Below are 24,718 nucleotides of genomic sequence, written 5' to 3'. Positions count from 1 at the left end.
GGCCTTCATCTTTCCAAGGTGGGGCCAAAAAAACACACGGATCGGCCCGGGTCTTCGGGAATGGTCTTCTAATCGAACCATGACCACTGCTCACGCCACCACCCACCTGCGACGACGGCTCGCCACCGTCGGTGTCTGTCTCGCCATCGCCTCGATCTCCGCTCGCAGTGCTGCCTCGGCCCGCGGGTCAGGCGCCACGGCGATCGCAGAGGATCCGAAGCGCGCGATCGCGGAGTACATGGCGGGCTGCGAAGCGCTCGGCTGGTCCGGAGTCGTTCTCGTGCGGCACCAGGGGAAGGTTCTTTACCACGAGGCCCACGGCCTTGCCGACCGCGAGACCGGTCGCGCGCTGGAGAAGGACACGCGCTTCGAGATCGCGTCGTTGACCAAGCCGCTCACGGCCACGGCCATCATGGGCCTCGTCGACGAGGGGAAGGTGGACCTCGATGCGTCGATCGCCGACTACCTTCCTGGCGTTCCCGATCACGCGAAGGCGATCACCGTCTCGCACCTTCTGTCCCACGAGTCCGGCATGCCTCGATCCGCAGGAGGCGGCCGGGGAGACGACCTGGCGATCGCCGTCGCCGACTACCTGCGCGAGCCCCCGGTCCATGCTCCAGGAACCCGCGAGGACTACTGGAACGGCGGCTACGCGCTGCTCGCCGGCATCGTCGAGACCGTCGACGGGAACTCGTTCGAGGAGAGCGTCCGAAAGCGGGTCTTTCGCCCCGCGAAGATGAAGTCCAGCGGCTTCATCGGCGAGGACGTCCCAGAGAAGGAGGTGGCGCGCGGCTACGAGGCAGGTAAAGAATCGCGGCTCGCGACCGAGCCTCCCTACGGTGGCACCGGCTGGCACTACCGCGGCATGGGAGGCATCGTGACCCACGCGGAGGACCTTCTGCGATTCGTCGATGCCTTCGATAGCGGTCGGATCGTGAAGCAGGGGACGGCCAAGCTCATGCAGACCCGTGCGAGCGCGAACCACGGATTGGGCTGGGGGATCGCGTATTCCATGGAGACCGGCCTGAGGCGTGTGCACGGCGGCGATGTGCGGGGGTTCCACGTGTACCTCACTTCGCTTGTCGACAAGAAGGTCGACGTGATCGTTCTGTCGAACTTCGGCCCGACCGAGACCTACAAGGTGACCTGGAACCTCGAGGCGCTCGCACTGGGGCAGGAGCTGCCCCATGCGGCCCCCCCGGAACGCGCGGTCTGGAAAGCGAAGGACCTCGAGGCGCTGAGGGGAACCTGGACGAGCGCACAGGGTTCCGTCCTGGAGGTGGAGCCGGGTTCCGCCGGTCTCCTGGTGACCCGGACGGAAGAAGGGGGACTCGATGCCGATCCCCACGTAGCACGGATGAAGGAGTTCATCTCGTTCCTCCAGGCCGGGAATCTCGAGGGCGTTCGTTCGAGCGTGACGACGGAGTGGCCCGATTGGCCCGAGCGGCTCATCAAGACCGTTTGGCCAGCCCACGTCGCGAAGCATGGGGAGCTGCTGGAGTTCCTTCCCTTCGCGGTTCACGAGCAGGACAACGGCTTCGTGAGCGTGCGGTTCGAGTTGAAGCACGCGACCGGCTCGCTCTTCGGCTACTCCACCCTGAAGGAAGGCCGGGTGGCGATGCTCGTGCTGGATCAGGCGGAGTACGTCACCGCCACATCCAAGGGCTACACCAGTGAGGGCCCCGTCAGGTCGCCGCCGACCTGGTGGATGCCCGTCAGCGACACCGAACTCGTCAGCTACGACTGGCGGAAGGGCCAGGAAGCGGCGCGCATGCGGCTCGATGACAGGCCTCGCAAGGCGACGACGATCTCCCTCGAGGAAGAGACCTTCGAAAGGGCAAGGGCCGAGAAATAGTCTTCGTGGGCCAGCTCTGCCGGGACCCCCGCCTCTCGACAGAATGACGCGGCCCGGCTAGCCTTCATCCGTGCACGACCCTCTTCGCCCCACGTTCGAACGGGATGTTCCCGAAATCGATGTCGCCACGCTCCTCGAGCGAATCGTCGCGGCGCTGAATTCGGAGGACGGGGGGCTGCCTCACCGGCGCGCCGGGCATCACCTGATGATCTGGTTGCCGAAGAGCGAGCAGCACCTCTGGTCGCCGTGGCTGCACCTCGATGTGAACGAGAACGAGGAGCGGCCGGGGACGGCGCGGCTCTTCGGGCGCTTCACGCCCGCGCCGAACATGTGGACGGCGCTGATGTTCACCTACCTGGTGCTCGGCGTGCTGGCTCTCGCCGGGGGGATCTTCGGGTACAGCCAGCACCTCGTCGGCGAGTCGCCGTGGGGTCTCTGGGTGATCCCCGCGTGCGCCTTCGTCGCGGTGTTCATCCCGCTGGCCAGTCGCGCAGGGCAAGCGCTCGCCAAGGAACAGATGGGTCTGCTCTCCGGCGTGATCGAGCGCGCGTTGCCCGCTTCCCATCGGAGCTGAAGGCGCGGGAACACGGCGTTCCCGCACCCACTTTTCACTGCACGTGCAGGGCGGATACGTTGTTCCCGTCCAGCCCGGCCAAGGCCGCGCTCAGCGCCCCGCTGAACGTGCCCGACGTGTTCCAGGTCAGAGAGCCGGTGAAGGCGCCGATGTCGCCGACCCCGAGGGGCAGCGCGGCGGACCCGCCCGCCGGCACGCTCGACTCGGTGTAAACGCTGAAGAGGAGACGCCCCGATGGATCGATGGCCGCCGCGTCGAGGTCCTCGTTCACCTGCCCGAGGCCGACGGCGGAGCCGTCGAAGACCTTGGAGCCCGTGCCCGCGGTCGCTGCGCCCAGCGTGCCGCTGAACGCGATGAGGTCCTCGTCGCGGAAGAAGCGATCGAGGATCTGGCACGTGCCGCGCGTCGAGAACGCGAGGCGTCCGTCGGGCATCTGGGTGATCGCGTCGATCTTGGCGCTCGCGTTCAGGAGGAAGAAGACGTCGGAGCCGTCGAAGTGGAACTCCCACGTGCCGGTGGTGTTCGAGCCGAGGGTCGTCGGCACGAACTTCACGATGTCGTGGGGATCCACGTTCTCACCGTTCGGCCCGCCGACGAGGCCGGGGATCACGAGGGGCTGGTTGAAGCTGAAGAGCAGGTCGCCGCTCGGGAGGATGTGGAACCCGCGGACGTCCTCGCGTACGCCGACGTCGGAGCCGTCGAAGTACTGGCTCCACGTTCCCGTGGCGAGGTCGAAGGCCGCGATGTCCTCGTCCCAGACCTGGACGTCGCCGGGGAGGAGCTGGCCGTTCATGAAGCTCATGTAGATCGTCTGGAAAGGCTGCGGGTTGACGTTCAGCGTGAACGAACCGTTGCTGTCCGCGCGGCCGTCGCTGGCGCGCACGTCGATCGGGTAGGTGCCTTCGGCGGTGGCGCCGAGCCAGCCCCGGATCTCGCCGAGTTCCGGGTCCATCTCTAGGCCCTCCGGCAGGGTCTCGGACGAGTACACGAGGATGTCGTTCTCGCCGTCGCTGGCCTCGACCGCGAAGCGGACGTACTCGCCCTCGGCGACGGTGACGTCGTCGAGGGGGCCGAACGCGGGAGCCGTGTTCGGCAGATCGACGACGAGGTCCACGGTATAGGCATACTCGCGCGCGAAGTTCGTGATCAGGTTCGTGCCGGGCATCGGGGGCGCGCCGAGGCTGACGCGACCCGAATCCGATCCCGTCGGTCCGCCCGTGTACCAGATGGTGTCGGCCTCGTTGCAGAGGCAGAAGGGGATGACGGAGCCGGGGCCGCTACCGCCGCCGCTGGAGCCGCCCGTGGCCGTCGCGTCCAGGAAGCCCGTGGCCAGCACGACGCCGGGGGCGACGTCGATCGTCGGGACACCGTCCGGATCGCTCTGGGTGCCGAAGGGCAGCGCGTTCATGCCGGCGCGGTAGTCGGCGGGCAGACGCGTCGCGCCGATCGCTCGTACGACGAAGTCATCGTTGCCGAGGACCTCGACGACGAACGGAGTGACCGGTGCCGACGTGTTCTGAGCGAAGAAGCGGAAGGCCTCGACGCGGACCGACGCGCTCGCGCCCGTATCGTTCGTAAAGAGGTCCGACTCGTTCACGAGCATGTTGGACTCCCAGCCGTCGACGGCGGCTGCCGCGGCGACGTCGTTGCCGAGGCGCACGTGCTCGCTCGGGCTGAGGTTGCGGATCCAGTCGGCGAGGACCTCGACGCCCGGCTCGTCCACGAGGCTCTTGGCGATCGGCGGCATGGCGATGCCGCCGAGCGCCGAAGCGCGGAGAAGCGAGATCGAGCGGTGCGTCTCGCGCGGCTGGATCACGCGTGCGCCCGCGACGTCGAGCTCGTCGGCGACCGAGCCGAAGAGCAGGTCCGTCGCGTAGAGCGGCGTCTCCAGGCGCGCGTCGAAGACCGCGCGCGTGCTCGCGTCGGCGCGGTGGCAGTGCGAGCAGTTGGTGTCCAGGTAGGAGCGCGCCCGTAGCTCGAGCGACGCGCTCTCGTCGGTGAGGCCCGCGGCCTTCGGGAGGCCCGGGATGTCCGCTTCCTGGAGCGCCGCGCCGAAGATCCCGAGGTGCGCGAGCGTTCGCAGCTGGTTGTCGACCACGCCGCTGCCGGGGTAGGTCATGTCGCGGTTCAGCTGGTGCGTGCGGAGTCCGAGCCCGCCGCCCGTGACCGGCGCGTGGCACAGAAGGCAGTCCTGTCGGCCCGGGTAGGTCCACACCTGGTCGCGCGAGCCGTCCTCGGTTTCGATCGTGATCGTCTCCTGGCTTCGGCTCGTCTGGAGCACCGCGTCGGTGCCCTCCTCGTTCCACCTGTAGGTGACGGCGTAGAAGCCGTCCTCGGTGTGCACGACGAAGCGCGTCTCCAGCCGCTTCTTGACGGTCGGGTCGGTCTCGTCGGTGCCGAGTTCGAAGTGCTTGACCGCGACCGTGCCCGCCGGGAAGTCCCAGTTGCCGCCGCGCGCGTCGAAGTCGATCTGCTCGGCCGCCGTGTTGTGCGAGCCGTCGTTCGGGACCGCGATCCAGCGTGACTTCAGCGCGGCGTCGGACCAGAACGGTGCGTTCAGGTCGTAGGGGATCAGCCCCGCGCGCGGCGTGAGCGCGGCGAGATCGGTGAAGGCGCCGAGCTGCGAAAGGAGCTGGGGCGGATCCGGCGTCGGGTTCGTCGCGTTCAGCATGTAGAGCGGCGTGTTGCCGTTCTGTCGGCCGATGTAGATCTCGCCGTCGTGGTCCTGGCCGAAGGTGATGGCTCCGCCCGGGGTGAACGATCCGATGACGGACTTCGTGTAGGTACCCGTGACGGGGTTGCGCTCGATGGCGAAGATCCGGCGCTGGGAGTAGCCCGCGCAGATGTACTTGCCGTAGAGGCCTGGATGGCGCGCGCCGCGGTAGACGTAGCCGCCGATGATGGCGTTCGACTCCGAGCGGAGGAAGTCCACGACCGGCTCGGTGAGCGTGCCGACGTAGGACGCGGGCTCGCTGCGCGGGCCCGCGCTGAAGCCTTCCCGGAAGGGCCAGCCACCGTTGCCGCCGCGCTCGATGAGGTTGATCTCCTCGCGCAGGCCGCCGCCGACCTCTCCGACCCAGAGTTCGCCCGTGACCTGGTCGAAGGTCATCCGGTGGGGGTTCCTGTGGCCGACGCTGTAGTACTCCTCGAACTGCGATCCCGTCGGGTCCAGGAAGGGGTTGTCGTTCGGGATCCAGTACCCGACGCCGGACCACTCGTCGCTGTAGCTGAGGGGAAGCGTGCGGCGCGGGGCGTGGCTGCGCGCCGGATCCATGTCGACGTCGATGCGGTGGATGCCGCCCTCGAGGTTGTTGACGATGTCCTGGGCGGTCTCGTAGCGGAACTGGTCACCGATCGGGACGTACAGGAATCCGTCGGGGCCGAACGCCAGGTGGCCCGAGCGGTGCGAGCCGTTGTAGAGCCGGTGCTGCATCATCACGAGCTCGGAGTTCGGGTCGGCCTGGTTGGTGCCGGTCGGAACGGTGAAGCGGGAGATGCGGAGGAAGCAGTTGAAGAACCCGTTGTTCGCGTAGTTCGTCGGGTAGTTGCCGTCCGGCGTGTAGCAGTAGAAGACGTACACGTACTCGGACGAGGGGAGGCCCGCGAGCCCGTAGTTCGGGTGGAAGGCGAGGCCGAGGAAGCCGCCGTCCCAGACCACGGCGCAGCGGTCGGTGAGGTCGAGGAACGGGGTCTTGGTGGTCGTGGCCTGGTCGTTCTCGAAGGTCCAGATGACGCCCTGGCGCGTGGCGAGCGCGATCCGGTTGGTGTGCGGCTCGGGGGTGTAGACGAGCGGGTCCCGGAAGGTCAGGGCCGGGTAGGCGGGGACGGGCGTGAAGGAGTCGCCGGAGCCGGGGGCCTCCGTCGGAAAGACGCCTCCGAGGTAGCCGCCGATGGGGGCGGGGGCGTCGATGCCGTAGGACTGGGGCGCTGCGGGCGCGAGGCCGCTGAGAAAGCTCGCGAGAAGCCCGAAGAAGAGGGCGGGAAGCAGGCTGGGAGCGACGAGCGACGTGGGCAGTAAGGATCGGTTCATGCTGCCCGCGAGGCTATTCGAAGCCGCTTTGGGGCGCTATCGCCGCCATCGACGCGGGGGGAGGTTCGGTCCCGGACTGTCCCACTCCGGGCCGCTTTCGCTGACGTTTCCGACAGCAGAAGCTGCGCCCAAAAGGGCGCCGGCATGGGCCCTTGCTCGTACAGACCCGCCCGAGCTCGCCGGGCAAGATCCGTCTCCGTTCCGAACGCAAAGCTCCCTGAACCACGGCACGCTCCATGATCTACGAAGTCACCGGCGACATCCTTCACACCCAGGCACAGGCCATCGCCCACGGCGTGGCTCCCAACGATCACTTCGATCACGGACTCGCACTGGCGCTGCGCGAGCGCTGGCCGTCCATGGCCAAGGACTTCCGCCACTACGCCCACCAGGAGCACCCGAAGCCGGGGGCCATCTGGTTCTGGGGCGGCGCGGGCGGCGTTCGCGTGTTCAACCTGATGACCCAGGAAGGCACCCACGAGCACGGCGCTCATCCGGGCCGCGCCACCGTGAGCCATGTCCGCCACTCCCTCCAGGCACTCGCCAAGGAGCTCGAGAAGGAGAAGATCGAGAGCGTGGCTCTCCCGCGCCTGGCCACCGGTGTCGGCGGCCTCGACTGGGACGAGGTGATGCCCGTGATCCAGGAGACCCTCGGGTCGCTCGACATCCCCGTGTACGTCTACACCCGCTACGAAAAGGACCTGGCGGCCGAGGAGCCCCACGCAGCCAGGTCCTGAGGAACCCGCGGTGACAGACGGGGATCGGGCGACTCTTCGCTCCCCTTGGACGGAGGGCTGCTAGGGTCTGGTTCATGCATCGTCGTGAGCTACCGATCCTCGTCTTCACCGCTCTCTACATCGCCGCCGCGATTCCCGCGGCGCTGCGGACGGGCAGCGGCGAGTTCGTCTTCTACATCGCCGTCCTCTTCGTGCTGGCTGCGCTCGTCTGGACGGTGCACAGGAAGGTCCAGCTGACGCTGCTCACGCTCTGGGGCTTCTCGATCTGGGGGCTCGCCCACATGGCCGGAGGGCTCTGGACGGTCTCCGAGTCCACGGGGGTGCTCTACAACCTCTGGCTGATCCCGGGGAGGCTGAAGTACGACCAGGTCGTCCACGCCTACGGGTTCGGGCTGTCCACCTGGCTTTGCTGGCAGGCGCTCTCCAGATCCGTCGGGATCGAACGGCCCACCTTGGGTCTTCTGACGCTGTGCGCGCTCGCGGGCATGGGACTCGGAGCCGCCAACGAGATCGTCGAGTTCATCGCGGTGCTCACGATTCCGGAGACGAACGTCGGTGGGTACGAGAACACGGGGTGGGACCTGGTGGCGAACGCGGTGGGAGCGACGGTGGCCGCCGTGCTGATCCGGGTTGCGGACTCCAAGGGGCGGGCTCCTCGGGTTCAGCGGTAAGGCTTATCGCTCGAGGAGCGGACTCTGTAGAGTCCTGCGCCCGAAAACGCGGCGCGGCCCCAGCGGTCGCCCCATCCGTCCTGTGGCCGCAGCAGGGAAGCGAGCCACGAAAGTGGCGCACCCGTGGCCCACCGTCCCCCTCATCCTCGCGCCGCCGAGGAAGGCTCCGGCCCGATGATCTCATCTGCGTCGCTTCGTCGCGACTGGCTCTCCAACGTCCGTGGCGACATCCTCGCGGGCATCGTCGTCGCCCTGGCCCTGATCCCCGAGGCCATCGGCTTCTCGATCATCGCGGGCGTCGATCCGCGCGTCGGGCTCTACGCCTCCTTCACGATCGCCGTCCTGACGGCGATCGTCGGGGGCCGCCCGGGCATGATCTCGGCCGCGACGGCCGCCATCGCCGTGCTGATCAAGCCGCTGGTCGTGAACTACGGCGTGGAGTACCTCTTCGCCGCGACGGTGCTGATGGGGGTGATCCAGCTCGCGGCGGGCTGGCTGAGGGTGGATCTCCTGATGCAGTTCGTGTCCCGATCGGTGATCACGGGCTTCGTCAACGCGCTCGCGATCCTGATCTTCATGGCCCAGCTCCCGGAGCTCACGGGCGTCACGAACATCACCTACGTGCTCGTCGCGGGCGGGCTCGCGATCATCTACCTGTTTCCGTATCTCACGCGCGCGATCCCGTCGCCGCTGGTGACGATCGTGGTCCTCACGGCCCTCGCGCTGTACTTCAAGCTCGACGTGAACCGCGTCGGGGACATGGGGAAGCTGCCCGAGTCCCTGCCGATCTTCGGGATCCCCACCGTGCCGTTCACGCTGGCGACGCTGAAGATCATCCTCCCGTTCTCGATCAAGATGGCGGCGGTCGGGCTCCTGGAGTCGCTCCTGACGGCCCAGATCGTCGACGACCTCACGGACACGCCCAGCAACAAGAAGCGCGAGGCCATGGGCCAGGGCTTCGCCAACTTCGTCACCGGCTTCTTCGGCGGGATGGGCGGTTGCGCGATGATCGGGCAGTCGGTCATCAACGTGAAGTCCGGCGGCTTCACGCGCCTTTCGACCATGGTGGCGGGTACGTTCCTGATCTTCCTGATCGTGGTCCTCGGACCGCTCGTCGCGAAGATCCCCATGCCGGCGCTCGTCGCCGTGATGGTGATGGTCTCGATCGGAACGTTCAGCTGGAGCTCGGTCAAGAACCTGGCGAAGCACCCGAAGCACTCGTCGGCCGTGATGATCGCCACCGTCGTGGTCGTCGTCTGGACCCACGACCTCGCCCAGGGCGTGCTGGTCGGCGTGCTCCTGAGCGGACTCTCGTTCGCGAGCAAGGTTCGCACGCTCTTCGCGGTCACCTCGACGCCCTTCGCCGATGGCTCGGGGCGCCGCTACCAGGTGACCGGCCAGGTCTTCTTCGCCTCGGTCGAGCGCTTCACCACCGCCTTCGACTTCAAGGAGGTCATCGATTCCGTGGTGATCGACGTCTCCGAGGCGCACTTCTGGGATATCTCGGCGGTCGGGGCGCTCGATCGCGTGGTGGTGAAGTTTCGCCGCGAAGGCACCGACGTGGAACTCGTGGGCGTCAGTCAGGCGAGTGCCACGATGATCGATCGCTTCGGCGTCCACGACAAGCTGAAACCGGGCGAGGAGCTCGCAGGACACTGACATGAGAAAGCTACTCGCCTGTATCGACGCCTCCAGCTACGCGGCCAGCGTGATGGACAGCGCAGCCTGGGCCGCAGGACGCCTGGAGGCCTCGATCGAGATCCTTCACGTGATCCAGCGGAACGACGCGGTGGCGGTGCGCCATGACCTGAGCGGCGCCGTGGGACTGGGCGCGAAGAGCGCCTTGCTGGAGGAACTCGTCTCCATCGACGAGGCGGAAGCCAAGCTGGCGCGCGAGCGCGGGCGCGTGATGCTGGCGGTGGCGGAGGAGCGGTTGCGCGAGCGCGGCTTCACCGACATCCTGACGACGCATCGGCACGGCGGCATCGTCGAGACGGTCATCGAGCGCGAAGAGGAGGCCGACATGGTCGTGATCGGCAAGCGCGGCGCGTCCTCCGCGTTCGCGAAGGAGCACCTCGGAAGCAAGGTCGAGCGCGTCGTGCGCGAGAGCATCCGGCCGGTGCTAGTGGCGTCCCAGGTCTTCCGCGCACCGGAGCAGGTGATGATCGCCTTCGACGGAGGAGCGAGTTCTCGCAAGGCCCTGGAATTCGTGGCGGACTCGCCGCTCTTCCGGGGACTTGGGGTTCGCGTGGTGATGGCCGGAGCAGGCGGGTCGAGTCGCCAGAAGCACATGGACTGGGCGACGGGACGGCTCGCGGGGGCCACGGTGGAGCACATCGGCGGGGGGGCCGAGGAGGCGCTCCCGAAATATCTGGAAGAGCACCGAGTCGGCATGCTCGTCATGGGTGCGTATGGCCATTCGCCGCTGCGGCGCTTGATCGTCGGCAGCACCACGACCCAGATGATGCAGAACTGTCACGTGCCGATCTTGCTGTTTCGGTAGCGATAGGGTGGCTTCTCATCTCCTTCTCATGGTCGCCCTGGCTTCGGCTTCGGGTGGGGTGAAATGGCGCATCCGAGGCGACTCGCTAGCGTCCGGGTGATCGGCTGCGTCTGGATCGAGACACGGCCGCGTGAGAGATGGGTCTGCGACCTTCCGGCAAGCTGACGGCTTGGCCGATCCAGGGTAGGCTTTAGGGGTCAGGGCTCGCGTCCCCCGAGGGGGATCGGCTCAGCCCGATCCCAGCTCAACCTTCAAGCCTTCACCCGCTTACCATGAAACTCTTCTCTCCTGCACTCGCCGTCGCGATGCTGACCGCCGCACACGCGAGCGCTCAGATCACGGTCATCTCCACCGAGCAGTTCGACTACACGTCGCCAGGTCTCCTGATCAACACCTCCGGTGGCACCGGCTGGGCTGACTCCTGGAACATCAACGGGCCAGGCAACGAGATCGTGATGTTCGATCCGACGATCAACCCGCCGATGACGTGCCCCGACTCGGTGGGGAACTACTGCGGCCAGGCCCAGGAGTTCGTCGCCGCCATCCGCACGCCAGACACCGGTCCTCACCCCGACATTCTTGACAACGGGATGATCGGTGCGGACGGTTCCATCATCTGGGTTTCGTTCCGCACCCAGCAGTATCAGGTCTTCGGTGACTCGTTCGGCGCGCTTCAGTTCTTCGATTCGACGAACACCACCCAGGAGCAGCTCCTTCTCGGTTCGCCCTGGGCGACCAACGAATGGGGCATCGACGACGACGCGGGCACCGGCCTCCCGCCGGTCTCCGTTCCCGGAACGAACTCGGCCAACTGCGCGCGACTCGTCTTCCGCATCGACCACATGCCCGGTGACGAGCGAGTCCGCATGTGGATCGACCCCGCCCTGGACTTCCCCACGTCGGTCGCGGACCTCGACACGATGATCAGCGACCTTCGCTGGGACCAGATCCGCCTCAACTCGGGTGGGTCGGGCACGCACTACTTCTGGGACGATATCGTTCTGGCAAAGGGTGAGCCGACCAACTCGATCGGAACGAATTACTGTGGTCCCGCGAACGTGAACTCCACGGGCATGAGCGGGCGTATCACCGCTGAGGGCAGCCCGGTGGTGTCCGCCAACGACGTGACGCTGATCTCCTCCCAGCTCCCCCAGTTCTCGTTCGGCTTCTCGATCATCAGCTCTTCTACCGGCTTCGTCATGAACCCGGCCGGCAGCGCTGGCAACCTCTGCCTGAGCGGAGCGATCGGTCGTTACGTCGCCCCCGGACAGATCATGAACTCCGGCGTCGCCGGTCAGATCACCCTTCCGATCAACCTGAACCAGACGCCGCAGCCCACGGGCATCATCGCGATTCAGGCCGGTCAAACCTGGAGCTTCCAGACCTGGTTCCGCGACTCGGTCAGCGGCACCCCGACGTCGAACTTCACCGACGGCATCACGGTCAACTTCCTCTGATCGTCGATGGGGTCCGACGCCGAGCGATCGGCACCTGACCTTCCCAGCAACGCGCGACACCCACAGTGCCGCGCGTTGTTTCGTAGACGGAGTCCGCGTAGGCTCACCCGACCCCAGCTCCCCCCCCACACCCCCGAGACGAGGGCGCATCCCCCGGCGCCGATTGCTCCATGAGTCAGAACCCACGCGGCTCGACCGCACTGATCGCTGCCGTCGTTGCCCTCGGAGGATTCCTGATGGGATTCGACAGCGCCGTGATCTCAGGCGTGACGGGCCCCATCCGCAAGGTGTTCGATCTCTCCGCGGGGGAACTGGGCACGGTGGTGGCCTGCCTGACGCTGTCGGCCACGCTGGCCATGGCGGTCGCTGGCCCGCTCGCGGACCGCTACGGGCGTAAGCGGATCCTCGCGATCACGGCCTTCCTGTTCACGGTCTCCGCGGTCTGGAGCGCGCTCGCGACGAGCTCCACGAGCCTGATCGTAGCACGACTCGTCGGCGGCTTCGGCGTGGGCGGTGCGCTCCTCATCGCGCCGATGTACATCGCCGAGGTGGCGCCCGCGGGCAAGCGCGGTCGTCTCGTCTCCTTCAACCAGCTGAACATCGTCCTCGGCTTCTCGGCGGCGTTCTTCTCGAACTACTTCATCGAGAAAGCGATGCCCCAGGCCGAGGGTGGCGCGGTGAACGACGCCTGGCGCTGGATGCTCGCGGTGGAGGCCGTTCCGGCGATCGTCTACTTCTTCGCGCTTTGGATCGTGCCCAACAGCCCGCGCTGGCTCGCCATGAAAGGGCGTCACGATGAGGCTCGATCCGTGCTCGCCTGGGCGAGCGGTGAGGCGGCCGCGGATCAAGAGCTGAAGGAGATCGAGAAGAACCTCGAGGCGGACAGGAAGACCACGAAACCGCGGCTTTCCGAGCTTCTGCACCCGAGGATGCGCTTCGTGATGATCGTCGGTCTGGGACTGGGCTTCTTCCAGCAGATCACCGGCATCAACGCCATCTTCTACTACTCGACGACCATCTTCGAGATGGCGGGGTCCGGGCGCGAGGCATCGCTGGAGCAGGCGATCTACGTCGGCCTCGTCAACGTGGTCTTCACCGTGATCGCGATGTGGCTCATCGACCGCGCGGGTCGCAAGCCGCTTCTCATCGTGGGGACGACGCTCATGGCGGCCGCCCTGCTGACAACGGGTTTCGCCTTCAAGAATGCGACCTTCCAGCCCGAGGGCCCGCTCTTCGCGAAGGCCGTCAGCAGCCTGCCCGCGCCCGCCCAGGCTGCCCTCACGGGCATGGCGGGGGAGACCTATCAGGATCAGTTTGCCTTCCTCGACGCGATCGACGCCAGGGCCCGGTCCACGGGAGACGCCGCGTCCATCGAGGCCGTCACGGGTGCAGGTCAAGATCTCGCCAAGGGCGCCCTTCAGATCAACGGCATGCTCGTGCTGCTGGCGATCATGGGTTACATCGCGGGATTCGCGATCTCGCTCGGCCCCGTGATGTGGGCGATGTTCTCGGAGATCTTCCCGGCGCGCATGCGCGGCATCGCGATCTCCACGGCGGGCTTCTTCAATTCGGCCATCTCGTTCCTCGTGCAGAAGCTCTTCCCCGTGGGCCTCGCGAGCCTGGGTCCGGATAAGGTCTTCTTCGTGTTTGGCGGGTTCGCCGTCGCGGCACTACTGTTCAGCGCCTTCGTCGTCCCGGAAACCAAGGGCAGGTCCCTGGAAGAGCTCGAAGCCGAGTTGATCGGCGATTCCTGACATGTGGAAGTATCACACGAATCCTACGTGCTCCTTCGGAGCCCTTGCAGCCATCGGCGCCATCACGACTGCCCTTCTCGGAAGCTGTCAGGGGGCCGGCGAGCGACACATCTCCATCGTTAGAGCAGGTGATCCTGTGCTCATGGAACTCGATGGAAAGGTGGGGCAGGACCTCGAGGTCGAGGTGCCGGTCACCGGGCGCTACCAGGTCGTGATCGACGCGACGACCGAGGGAACGTCCTCGATCTGGCTCGAAGACTACATCGAGAACACCGACGGCAGGACCTACGACATCACGGGACCGATGACTCTCTCCGGTGACGGCCAGGTCTCCGTGGACGGCTCGCCTCTCCAGGAGGGCGTGCATCGGATGCGCGTCCACTCGAGCGCTCCCGCCACGGTGCGAAGCGTGCGCTTCGAGATCCTGCGCAGGCACAGGGAGACGCCCACCGTCTTCATCCAGAACACCCGCGGTAGCGGTCCGTGGGAAGTCGTCTGGGCGGACGAGTTCGAGGGCGAGGGCGTCCCGAATCCCGGGCGCTGGACCCACGACCTGGGCAACTGGGGCTGGGGCAACCGGGAGCCCCAGTACTACACCGATGGCGATCCCGAGAACGCGCGGCTGGAGGGCGGCCACCTGATCATCGAGGCGCGCCCGGACGACGACGGTCACCCGTGGACGTCAGCGCGATTGACCACCCGTGGCAAGGCCAGCTTCCTGTACGGTCGAATCGAGATGCGCGCCAAGGTTCCCGCGACGGACGGGACCTGGGCAGCGGGATGGCTCCTCGGGGACGACTACCGCGACGAGATCTCGTGGCCCTACTGCGGCGAGGTCGACATCATGGAGGCCGTGGGGCGCGAGATCGACGATGCGAGCGGCAACGGGATCAATCACGGTTCGTGCCACACGCGCGCTTTCTACTTCAAGCAGGGCAATCACATCTCCGAGGTGATCCCCGTGCAGAACATGGACGAGGAGTTCCACGTCTACGTCTGTGAATGGACGCCCGATACGATCCGCCTCTTCGTCGACGGCGAGCCGTACTACACCTACGACCAGCACGGCACGCCAGAGGCGTGGCCCTTCGATCGTCCGCAGAACCTGATCCTGAACCTCGCCATGGGCGGGGGAATGGGCGGTGAGATCGCGGCCAACGCCGGCCCCCAGCGGATCGTGGTGGACTACGTACGGGTTCTCGAGCGCAGGCAGTAACAACGATGACCGGCCCCTCCCACTCGATCGAGTATTCGACGGACAGGCGCGAGGAAGAGGGCCGCTGGCTCCCGCGCTCGATCCAGTCGATTCACGGACTGGAGTCGATGTCCCCGTTCTTCATGAGCGTGGCCTCGCCTTCCAATCACTGGCTCTTCGTTTCCAGCCTCGGCTCCCTCACGGCAGGCAGGAAGAGCGTCGAGCAGGCGCTCTTCCCCTACCGGACGGTGGACCAGATCCACGATGCGGCGGGGAAGGTCGGCGGACGAACGCTGGTCAGGCGCCGCTCGGACGGCGCCCTCTGGGAGCCCTTCACCGAGAGAAGCGCGGGCCTGAAGGGCGTCTCGCGCTCGATCTCCCGCAGTGCCTGGGGAACCTTCGTCACGCTGTCCGAACGCCATGGGGGCTTCGGCATCGAAGTTCGTCAGACCTGGACGACGAGCCACGAGCGCGGCGTCCTGCGCTTCTGCGAGGTCGTGTCGATCGGCTCGGATCCGGTCAGCGTCGATCTGATCGACGGTGTGGTCGACGTGCTGCCCGCCGCCGTCGATCCGGAGATGCAGGCTCGCCTGAGTTCGCTCGTCACCGCCTATCGAATGGCTGAGCTGGTGGACGGCGTCGCCATCTTCACCCTGGGCTCCATCCCCTTGGATCGCGCGGCGCCGAACGAAGCGCTCCGCGGTACGACCGCCTGGTCGACGGCCCGTGGCGTGACGCTCCTGTGCGAGTCGCAGCTCGAGGCTTTCCGTTGTGGAGAGGACGTGGTGGAGGAACCGCGCTCGCGGGGCGTTCGCGGCGCGCTGCTCATCTCGCGCACGCTGCACCTCGGCCCCGGTGAGATCGATCGATCGGCGATGGCCCTGGAGGTCAGTCAGGCGGCCGCCGACGTCGAGCGCCTTCAGGCGTGGCGTTCCGCCGAGCCAGACCTCCACGCAGCGCTTCTCGCCGACGCAGACCGGACCGAGCTGAACCTGGTGCGACTCCTCTGTCGCGCGGATTCGCTCCAGCGCACGAACTCGTTCGCGGAGGACGCACGCCACCAGGCGAACACGCTCTACAACGTGATGCGCGGCGGCCTGCCGATCGCCGAGTATCGTGCGCCCAGGCTGGAGGACGGGCTCGCTCCCGACGCGTTCCGCCACGCCATGGAGGATCTGCCGCTTGGTTTCAGCCGCAGGCACGGCGATCCGAGCCGCCCTTGGAACCGCTTCTCCATCGACGTTCGCCACGAGGACGGCTCGCTCAAGTCGGCCTACGAAGGCAATTGGCGCGACATCTTCCAGAACTGGGAGGCGCTGGGTGTTTCCTACCCGGCCATGCTTCCGGGCTTCGTCACGCGTTTCCTGAACGCGAGCACGGCGGATGGCTACAACCCCTACCGGATCGACTCTTCCAAGGGCATCGACTGGGAGGTCGAGGATCCGGACGATCCGTGGTCGCACATCGGCTACTGGGGCGACCATCAGATCGTGTACCTGACGCGGCTCCTGGAGCGGTGGATGGAGCGGGATCCGAAAGGGCCCGCCGCGCTCCTCGGCCAGCGGCTCTTCGTATCGGCGGACGTTCCCTACCGCATCGCCGGCTTCGAGAAGCTGGTCGCCGACCCGCGGAACACGGTTTCCTTCAGTCAGGAAGTCGCGCAGCGGGTCGCCGCGCGCGAAGCGGCGGATCCCGGGAAGGACGCGCGTCTGCTCCACGATGGGAAGGGCGAGCTCGTGCACGTCACGCTGGAAGAGAAGCTGCTCGTTCCGCTGCTGGCGAAACTCTCGAACTTCGTGCCCGGCGCGGGCGTCTGGATGAACACGCAGCGCCCTGAGTGGAACGACGCCAACAACGCACTGGCCGGATTCGGAGTATCCGTGGTGACGGCGGCGGCCCTGTGGCGCCACGTCGAAGTGCTCCGTCGACTCCTCGCTGGAAGCGCGATAGAGCTGACCGCGCGAACGGCGCAGTTCCTCCGCGAAGTCGGTGCGGCGATCGAGGCAGCGGGTGCTTCGACGTCGACGGATGCGCGGGAGCGCTGGGTCTTCGTTCGAGCGGTGGGCCGAGCCGGTGAGAAGCACCGAGCTGCCGTCTACCGTGGCGAGGGCCTCGGTCCCGACCAGGGGCCGTCGATCGATCTCGGAGCGTTCCTGGGAAGAGCTCACGCGCTCCTCGGCGAAACGCTCAGGCTCAGTCGGCGAGTCGATGGGCTCTACCACGCCTATCAGCTGCTGGAGTTTGGCCAAGGTGCCGTGGAGGTGCAGCGCCTGCCGCTGATGCTGGAGGGGCAGGCCGCCGTTCTGGGGGCTGGAGCCCTTTCGGCCGCCGATGCGGTGGAGCTCCTGGATCATCTGAGGGCGAGTCCGCTCTATCGCGACGACCTCGACTCGTACCTGCTCTACCCGGACGTCGAGCTGCCTGGGCTCCTCGACCGCGGTGTGATCCAGGACCCGATGGCGGCTCGCGACCCGCTGATCGACGCTCTCCTGGAGCGGGGCGGCTGCGGGATCGTCCGGCGATCGGACGAGGAGGACGCGGTCCTTCGCTTCGGCCCCGAGATGCACTCCGTCCAGCACCTGTTCGCCGCGCTGGCGTCGCTGCCTGAGGACCTCCGCGGTCTTGCACTCGAACATGGCCAGCGACTCGCGGAACGCTACGAGGAGGCCTTCGAGCACGCGACGTTCACCGGACGCTCGGGGTCCTTCTTCGGCTACGAAGGGCTCGGCTGTACCTACTGGCACATGGTCTCGAAGCTCGCGCTCGGGGTGCAGGAAACCCTGCTCCGCGCCGTCGATGCAGGGGAGCCCGATGACGTCACCCGCGCGCTCGTGAGGCACTACCGCGCCATCCGCGCGGGGATCGGCGCTCAGTCGACTCCGGACCGGTACGGGGCGTTCCCGAGCGAGCCCTACTCGCACTCGCCCGCGGACGGCCGCGTGCGCCAGCCTGGCATGACGGGTCAGGTCAAAGAAGACCTGCTCGCTCGCGTGGCGGAGGTCGGGATCCGAATCCGGGACGGGCGTTTGCGATTCGATCCCGCGTGCGTGGTGGCGGCGGAGTTCTGCGAGTTCCCTGCACGACTTCCTCGCCCGGACGAGTCGGGCCTGGAGATCCCGGTGGGCGCGTTCGCCTTCACGCACTGCGGCGTGCCGGTCCTGGTGCACCGAGGGGACCTGCCGGACGGTCAGCGGCCTCGGGGTCGCGCGCATCTCCAGGGCGGCGAGGTTCGGGCCTTCGATCCACAGGAAGGGCTCGACGAGGAACTCAGCGCGGCGCTCTTCCATCGAACCGGAAGAGTGGCGCGGCTCGAGGTCGCCCTGGAAGTCGCTCCGGACTGATCTCTGCGCCTGCCGAAGTCCGAGTCCACACGAAAAAGGCCGGGCCCGCCGACGTGCTGTCGGCGGGCCCGGCCTCGTTTCAACGGGCCCTCAGGATCAGTTGAACATCACGCTGACCGCGCTCGAGAAGTTCGAGGTCGGGCCGCTCATGGAGATGTCGCGCGTCCAGTACTGGAAGTTGCGCGTGTCCCCTGCGACGACCGCGATCGCGCCACCCGGAAGCGGGAACGAGGTGAGGTCCGGGTTGAAAGTCACCGTGCCCGCTGCGCCCGAGTTCAGCACGTTGCCGTTGAAGCGGCCGAGTGCTCCGCCGCCGATGCAGACGTGGCCCGCGCTGCCGCCCGGGTTGTACACGACGTTGCTGCCGGTCGAGTGGATGAAGTAGCCGAGTGAGTTCGGCGTGAGGGAGTCCACGGTGAGGATGAGGTTGTTGTCAGAAGCGGTCGTGCTGCCGCCGACGGTGAGGAACGAGCCCACGCCGGTTGATCCCGGGTTGCCGAGACAGATGATCTCGCCGAAGCCCGGGTTCGCCACCACGTTGAAGTCGACGTTGTCGTAGTAGCGGCCGGAGTCGTCGTAGTTGGTCGCGAAGCTGCTGAAGCCGAACTGAAGGACCTCGCCGGCGTAGGTGGGATCGATGAGGATGTCGAGGGCGGTGCTGGCCCACGCGTTCGTCGAGGCGCTCGTGCTGTCGAACTCGTTCAGGAAGAGCGTGGCGAACGAGCCGTCGGAGACCTTGATCACCTTGATGAAGGCCTGGGTCGTCGTGGCTCCGTCGCCGTTCGTGACCGTGGCGTTCTTGCGGTAGTCGAAGCTGAAGCGCCAGGTTTCGCCAGCGTTGGCGGCACCGACGGTCTGCTCCTGAAAGACGTTGGCATTGATCACGTTGCCGATGCCGTGGTCCATGTTGCCGTAGTCGCTGTACGCGTTCAGGTACTGGGCCATCTGGAAGGGGCCGCCGTCACCGGTGGCGATGGCCGAGAAGCCAGCACCGCCGTTCGGGGCGTCGAAGACGCCGTAGCCGTAGAGGTAGCCACCACCTGAGTCGAACACGTTGGCGAAGATGTCCCAGTTGTCGGCGCCAAGGGCCGTGGGGGACATCATGTCGAGGCTCTCGAAGTCCTGGGCGTAGGCGGTGAGGGTCGGCGGCTGGCCGCCGGGTCCGTCGAACGAGATGTTGTCGTAGTAGCGGCCGGAGTCGTCGTAGTTCGTGGCCGTGCTGGCGAAGCCGAACTGGAGGAGCTCGCCCGCCAGGCTCGGGTCGATGAAGACCGAGAGGCTACCGGAGGCCCAGGTGCTCGTCGAAGCGTTGGTGGTGTCCAGCGTATCGAGGGCGAGCGTCGCGAAGGTGCCGTCCGATTGCTTGAGGACCTTGATGAACGCGATCGTCTGGGTGTTGCCGTCTCCGTTGATGACGTTCGGGCTCTTCAGGTAGTCGAAGTCGAGGGTCCACGTGTTGCCGACATCGCCTGCGCCGATGACCTGCTCCTGGAAGACGTTGGCCTCGATGACGTTGCCGTTGGCGTGGTCACCGTTGTTGTAGTCGCTGAACGCGTTGATGTACTGGGTGCCCTGGGCTGCTCCCGCGGAGCCGGATGCGACGTCCGAGAAGGCACCGCTGCCGTTCGGCGCAGGGAACGTTCCGTAGCCGTAGAGGTAGCCGCCCATCGAATCGAAGACGTTGGCGAAGACCACGAAGCCGACATCGCTCAGAGCGGTGGGGCTCATGATGTCGGCGGCTTCGAAGTCCTGGTTGTAGGTCGTGAGATCGGCGGCAGCGTTCGGCGCAAGGCAGAACAGCGTGCTCGCGGCAGCGGTGAGGAGAGGAAGTTTCATGCTCGTTGGAATGGAGGGAGCGGGACGGAGATGCCAGTGTGAAACGCTCGAAGTGGCCCGTGCGGAACGGGAACCCTTCGCGTGGGTCGCGCGCTGAAGCTTTGACTTCGACGCCGAGGATTTCCAAGCCATTCTAGCGCGCTCGAAACGGCTGGAGCGAAGCGGTTGACACGGTGAGCGAATCGGTCGCCGCCGCTCTCATCTGGCTCTCAGGATTGCCGCGCGAAGTGCCGTGCGCGGGCCTTTAGCGAGGGTGTGCGTCTCGGCGCAGGGCGATGCGGGAGCCCCAATCCGGGACCCATCTACTCACCGAATCGAGCGTGCATGCGCACTTCGCACCATCGCGCGGCCGTGCGGAGCCTCCTAACTTTCGGGTCTTCGTGACACTCCACACTCAAATCATCCAGCGAGGTATTCCCTTGAAGCCAGCCTTTCTACTCTCTCTCACTCCGCTGCTCCTCCTCTCGACGGCCGGGCAGCCGGCGGCGGCGCATCCACAGGAACAGGCTTCTTTCAGCCTCCCGGTCACGCTCTCCGAGGAGCTACCTGCAGGCGCCATCCCCGGTGGAGCTGCTTCCAAGGGGAAACTCGTGCGGCTCGTCAAGACGATGGGAGGAGCGAGGGACGGAAGGCTGATCACGGTCTACGGCGACGCAGCGTCGACCGAGGAAGTCTGGGACGCGAAGTCCGGACTGCATCGCGTCCGCGATCTATTCGTGCGCTATTCCGACGACGAGGGCGCAACATGGACACAGCCGGTCAATATCTCCAACACGGCGGCCCATCACTCGGCTTCTTGTGACTGGGACGGTGACGGGCAGCCAGAGACGTTCCACGGTGACTCCGAGAAGCCCAACATCTTCAACTCGGGTGACATCGTCGTCGTGAGCTGGATCGACGCCTACTGCCCCGAGGCCACAGTGGCGTGGGGGTCCGATGCGGAGAGCGCCATTCAAGGGCGGGCGGTCTACGCGAGTGCCGACGTTTACCCCAACGTTCGTGAGGTACCCTTCAAGGCCCCTTACGTGGCGATTTCCTACGACGGGGGCGAGACGTTCGAGTACGGCGCCGTTCAACCGCCGATCCAGCTCACCTATGGTCGCCGTGACGCCAAGCAGGACGTACAGCGCGGCGTCGGTGCTCGCTGGGCCATGTCGTGGCAGGAGGACCCGGAGGGTCTTCAAGCGGGCAGCGCCGACGGGCCGGGCGACGGTGCTTCGGGTGCGAAAGTGACGAAGGGGACGGACGTGTGGTACTCCTACACCGAGGACATCCTCGCCTCGCCCCTGGACCTGCGCCTGACCCGCACTCCGCTCACGAACCAGAGCGAGTACGACACGACCGAGACCAACGGATTCCCCATCCGCCCGCTCGCCGGAGGCACGGGAGGCGGGGGCACGGGAGGCGGAGGGACGCTCGCGGGTTCGATTCAGAACACCGGATGCTCCCGGGGCAACCTGGGGATGGTGAAGGTCGGTACGTCCTACGTGGCGGTCGTCGCCTACGAGGAAACGAAAGGGGTCCCCCTCATCGAGGAGGGTAAGACGATTCAGTACCACTCGTTCCCCTTCAACGCCCCGATCATGAACGGCTCGGATGAGCATCGCCATGGCGCACCGGGAACTCAGCTGACACCCCAGCAGATGAACAGCCGACGAGTCCGCTTCGTCACGCAGGGGCCCAACGGCAGCGACCCGGCCCTCGTGATCTTCTGGAAGCAGGGCCTCACCACCGAGGGTGGTCCATCGGATATCTTCGTGAAGTCGGCGCTGTCGTTCGATGAGGCGGCCGTGGCTGCCGCGCCGGCACTGAATGTCAGCACGAACACCCCGTCTGCGGTTCCTGCAGACATGCTCCTGGACAGCCAGGCCAACCCGATCGAGGACTCGAACGCGCACCGAGCCGTGCTCCGTGGAAACCTCGTGGTCCTTGGCTGGTGCTATACGTGGAACGGTCCCCTCGCACGCTACACGGATCTGGCGAACTACAACTTCTACTCGCGTCGTTCGCTCGACGGCGGTGTGACCTGGGATGCGCCGGTCAACGTATCGAACGTACTCGATACGAAGGTGACCGTGCGGGAGCCCCGGCTCGTCGCTCCGGCGAAGACCGGCATGGAAGACGGGAACTCGCTCATTGCCGCCTGGGGAACCGAGACCAACGTCTACGACGGCATCGGTGTCGCGATGTCGCTCGACGCCCAGTTCACGCGCACTCGCGACCAGGCCGGGACCTGGGAGAAGGTCGTGCCCATGTCAGCGGCCGCTTCGATGGGTGAGTTCGAATCCCAGATTCGAGTCGACGACTCCGTCGACGAGGTCTACGCGCTCGTGATGGCCTCTGACGCTGCCGGAAGCGAGGCCCTCTTCACCCACGGGCGGGTGGTCGACGTGCCGGCCACGATCGGGACGATCGTTTGCCTGGGGGACGGAACCGGCACGCCCTGCCCGTGCGGGAACGAGAGCGCGACGGACACCGGGGAAGGCTGCATGAACTCCACCGGCCGCGGCGCTCTCTTGACGGCCACCGGAAGCGACAGCGTGGCTGCGGACGATCTCCTTCTGGGGGTCGAGGGGCTTCCCTCGAGCACCTTCGCCCTCCTCTTCATGGCCCCCAACTACGGCCCGTACTTCTCGTCTGGATTCATGAACGGAGACGGCCTGACCTGTCTCGGCAGCCCCGCAGCCCGAGTCGCGATCGTGCAGGCCGACGCAGCCGGAGTGCTCCAGTTCCCGACCGGCCTGGCATCGACCTGGACCCTCGACGCAGGTGACACGGGGGTGTTCCAGGCGGGTTATCGTGATGCCAGCTCCACCTGCGGGTTCGGATTCAATATCACCAACGCGCTGAGCGTGTCGTTCCAGCCTTGAAAGCAGAGGCGTCGCGGGCGATTCCCCTTCGTCGAGATACCCCTTCCCCAGACCCACTCATCACAAAAAATGGACCATCAGGCCTACATAAGGAGACTTCACGCGCGGATCAATCAACTAGACGAGGCCCTCGATCGTGCGCGCGATCTCCGGGCGGACCACCCGGTGCAGCGACCCCTCGCTGCCCTCAAGGGCCATGCGAAAGACCTCGAGAGCGCGGGCGCCGACTGGGCGCAGCATCGCGAGCACGTCGAGGCCACCTTCCGTGAGCTCCAGGACGAGATCGAAGCAGACGAATCCGCTCTCGGCGAGGTCGCGGAGTCGGTTCGCGACGGCGCGGTCGAGCTGTTCCGCGGCGAGCCGTCCGACCTGGTTCGCCGGACGGAAGCAGTGATGCGGAAGCTGAACGGGAAGTAGACCGGGTTTCCCCGCGCCCGGCCCTCCAGGCACGAACGCAAGCGTCCGAGACGCACGGGGGGGGGCGGCGAGACGTCGCCGGCGTGGATCGTGGCGAGGTCATGATCGTGGTGCCGAATCGCCGTGCAGGTTGCGATGGCGATGGAGCACCATAGCCGTGACGGCTGATCGGGGGCGGCGGAGGCGGTATACTGGCGCCTCTCACCGCCCCTTTCCTCTTTCGAATGCACGTGACAGCAAGCTGGAAGCTCCTCGCTCTCTTCCTGGTTTCCCTCTGCAGCCTCTCTTCGTGCAACGGCGTTCCGAAGGTGCTGCCTGCCCTTCCCGGGTTCGGCGATCGTGATGCCATGGACTCGACGCCCGCTGCCACCGAGGCACCGCCCCGCAACGAAGGAGCCGTCTCACTCGATGGTGAGGCGGACTGGATCGAGCTCACCTCGGGCGAGTGGCTCAGCGGGAAGTTCGTGCGCTTACGGCGTGGAACGGTCACGTTCGACAGTGAGAGCCTCGATGAGCAGGCGATCCCGTGGTCGGACGTCCGGCGAGTCGTTTCCTCAGGGCAAAAAGTCGTCTTGACGGAGGATGGGCGGACGTTCGAGGGGGAGCTGACGGCGGACGAGGACGGACTCTGGATTGCGTCTTCGAAGACCGTGTGCTTGGCGCGCGATGAGGTGCTCTCGGTGCTCGCCATCGAAGGGGACCGACGTTCGAACTGGTCTGGCAAAGTGAGCCTTGGGGCGACGTATCGGAGCGGCAACACCGACCAGGTGGACTACAATGCGCTGCTGCGCGCTACTCGAGAGACCGCGCGCACGCGCTGGGTCAGCAAGTATGCCGGCGCGACCAGCAACGTGAACGACCAGGAGACGGCCAACAACCATCGGATCACGAGCCAGTTCGATGTCTTCCTGACGAAGCGCGCCTTCCTGACCGCGCCGGGCGTCGACGTCTACCGCGACACGTTCCAGAACATCGCGCTGCGCGCGACTCCCTACGTGGCTCTCGGCTACCAGGTCATCGACGCGGAGGATCAGAGCTGGTCGATCAGTCTCGGTCCGGCCCTCCGCTATCAACGCCTTGATTCGCAGCAGCCCGGTGAGGACCCATCGGAGACGACGGCCGCGGCCGTCTTCTCCAGCCGCTATGCCTGGGAGGTCACGAGCCACATCGATCTCGAGTTCAACTACGACCTGCAGGCGCCCGTGCCGGACACGAACCGATTCAACCACAACCTCTTCCTCGGACTGGCGATCGACTTGCCGGGTGACCTGGACCTCGATATCGCCTTCCTCTGGGACCGCGTGAACGACCCCCAGGTGGACGGTGACGGAGTCCGACCGCAGCCCGATGACTTCCGGACGACGATCGGTGTGGGCTGGAGCTTCTGAAGCTCCTGAAACTTCGGACGGAGGCGGATGTCCTGCGCGATGGACGTATCCGTTGCGCGAAATGGACAGTGTTCAGATTCCTCGACATGG

The 24,718-nt window shown here is 66.5% G+C and carries 15 protein-coding genes; 12 read left to right on the top strand and 3 right to left on the bottom strand.

The annotated features are described in order from the left end of the window. Positions 1–79: 79 nt before the first annotated feature. Both Poly30_RS27300 and Poly30_RS27295 read left to right on the top strand, forming a co-directional pair. Positions 80–1,855: a serine hydrolase domain-containing protein gene (locus tag Poly30_RS27300; RefSeq protein WP_145205474.1), complete on the top strand. Its 1,776-nt coding sequence runs from the start codon at positions 80–82 to the stop codon at positions 1,853–1,855. A 70-nt stretch (positions 1,856–1,925) separates the two neighbouring features. Beyond that, positions 1,926–2,429, top strand: a complete 504-nt coding sequence (locus tag Poly30_RS27295) for a hypothetical protein (protein ID WP_145205471.1) — start codon at positions 1,926–1,928, stop codon at positions 2,427–2,429. Between the two features lie 34 nt (positions 2,430–2,463). Here the strand turns inward: Poly30_RS27295 and Poly30_RS27290 are convergent, their stop codons facing one another. Then, a complete protein-coding gene (locus tag Poly30_RS27290) occupies positions 2,464–6,459 on the bottom strand; it encodes a PQQ-dependent sugar dehydrogenase (protein ID WP_145205468.1) in 3,996 nt (1,331 codons plus the stop codon). A gap of 236 nt (positions 6,460–6,695) precedes the next feature. On the opposite strand from Poly30_RS27290, the gene Poly30_RS27285 reads away from it, so the two are divergent. The 8 genes from Poly30_RS27285 to Poly30_RS27250 all read left to right on the top strand — a co-directional run bounded on the left by Poly30_RS27285 (position 6,696) and on the right by Poly30_RS27250 (position 18,117). Further along, positions 6,696–7,196, top strand: a complete 501-nt coding sequence (locus tag Poly30_RS27285) for a macro domain-containing protein (protein WP_145205465.1) — start codon at positions 6,696–6,698, stop codon at positions 7,194–7,196. 74 nt (positions 7,197–7,270) lie between these two features. Further along, positions 7,271–7,867 (top strand): DUF2238 domain-containing protein, encoded by a 597-nt coding sequence (locus Poly30_RS27280; RefSeq protein WP_145205462.1) that lies wholly within the window; start codon positions 7,271–7,273, stop codon positions 7,865–7,867. A gap of 174 nt (positions 7,868–8,041) precedes the next feature. Continuing rightward, a complete protein-coding gene (locus Poly30_RS27275; RefSeq protein WP_145205459.1) occupies positions 8,042–9,526 on the top strand; it encodes a SulP family inorganic anion transporter in 1,485 nt (494 codons plus the stop codon). Between the two features lies 1 nt (position 9,527). Then, on the top strand, positions 9,528–10,370 hold the full coding sequence (locus tag Poly30_RS27270) for a universal stress protein (protein ID WP_145205456.1): 843 nt from the start codon (positions 9,528–9,530) through the stop codon (positions 10,368–10,370). 272 nt (positions 10,371–10,642) lie between these two features. Next, the gene (locus Poly30_RS27265; RefSeq protein WP_145205453.1) at positions 10,643–11,827 is read left to right on the top strand and encodes a hypothetical protein; all 1,185 of its coding nucleotides are present in this window, start codon (positions 10,643–10,645) and stop codon (positions 11,825–11,827) included. Between the two features lie 170 nt (positions 11,828–11,997). Then, a complete protein-coding gene (locus Poly30_RS27260) occupies positions 11,998–13,581 on the top strand; it encodes a sugar porter family MFS transporter (RefSeq protein ID WP_145205450.1) in 1,584 nt (527 codons plus the stop codon). 142 nt (positions 13,582–13,723) lie between these two features. Then, positions 13,724–14,797 (top strand): glycoside hydrolase family 16 protein, encoded by a 1,074-nt coding sequence (locus Poly30_RS27255; protein ID WP_419190733.1) that lies wholly within the window; start codon positions 13,724–13,726, stop codon positions 14,795–14,797. Between the two features lie 5 nt (positions 14,798–14,802). Continuing rightward, positions 14,803–18,117: a hypothetical protein gene (locus Poly30_RS27250; RefSeq protein WP_145205444.1), complete on the top strand. Its 3,315-nt coding sequence runs from the start codon at positions 14,803–14,805 to the stop codon at positions 18,115–18,117. 96 nt (positions 18,118–18,213) lie between these two features. Here Poly30_RS27250 and Poly30_RS27245 read toward each other — a convergent pair whose 3' ends face one another. Then, positions 18,214–19,953, bottom strand: a complete 1,740-nt coding sequence (locus tag Poly30_RS27245; protein ID WP_145205441.1) for a hypothetical protein — start codon at positions 19,951–19,953, stop codon at positions 18,214–18,216. A 419-nt stretch (positions 19,954–20,372) separates the two neighbouring features. On the opposite strand from Poly30_RS27245, the gene Poly30_RS27240 reads away from it, so the two are divergent. After that, positions 20,373–22,823, top strand: coding sequence for a choice-of-anchor O protein (locus Poly30_RS27240; RefSeq protein WP_145205438.1), 2,451 nt, complete (start codon positions 20,373–20,375; stop codon positions 22,821–22,823). A 117-nt stretch (positions 22,824–22,940) separates the two neighbouring features. Here the strand turns inward: Poly30_RS27240 and Poly30_RS27235 are convergent, their stop codons facing one another. Further along, positions 22,941–23,273 (bottom strand): hypothetical protein, encoded by a 333-nt coding sequence (locus Poly30_RS27235; RefSeq protein ID WP_145205435.1) that lies wholly within the window; start codon positions 23,271–23,273, stop codon positions 22,941–22,943. Between the two features lie 191 nt (positions 23,274–23,464). On the opposite strand from Poly30_RS27235, the gene Poly30_RS27230 reads away from it, so the two are divergent. Beyond that, positions 23,465–24,628, top strand: coding sequence for a DUF481 domain-containing protein (locus tag Poly30_RS27230; protein ID WP_145205432.1), 1,164 nt, complete (start codon positions 23,465–23,467; stop codon positions 24,626–24,628). Positions 24,629–24,718: the final 90 nt, after the last annotated feature.

Source organism: Saltatorellus ferox (assembly GCA_007751475.1).
GTDB lineage: Bacteria > Planctomycetota > UBA1135 > UBA1135.
This window is presented reverse-complemented; position numbering and strand designations above follow the sequence as displayed.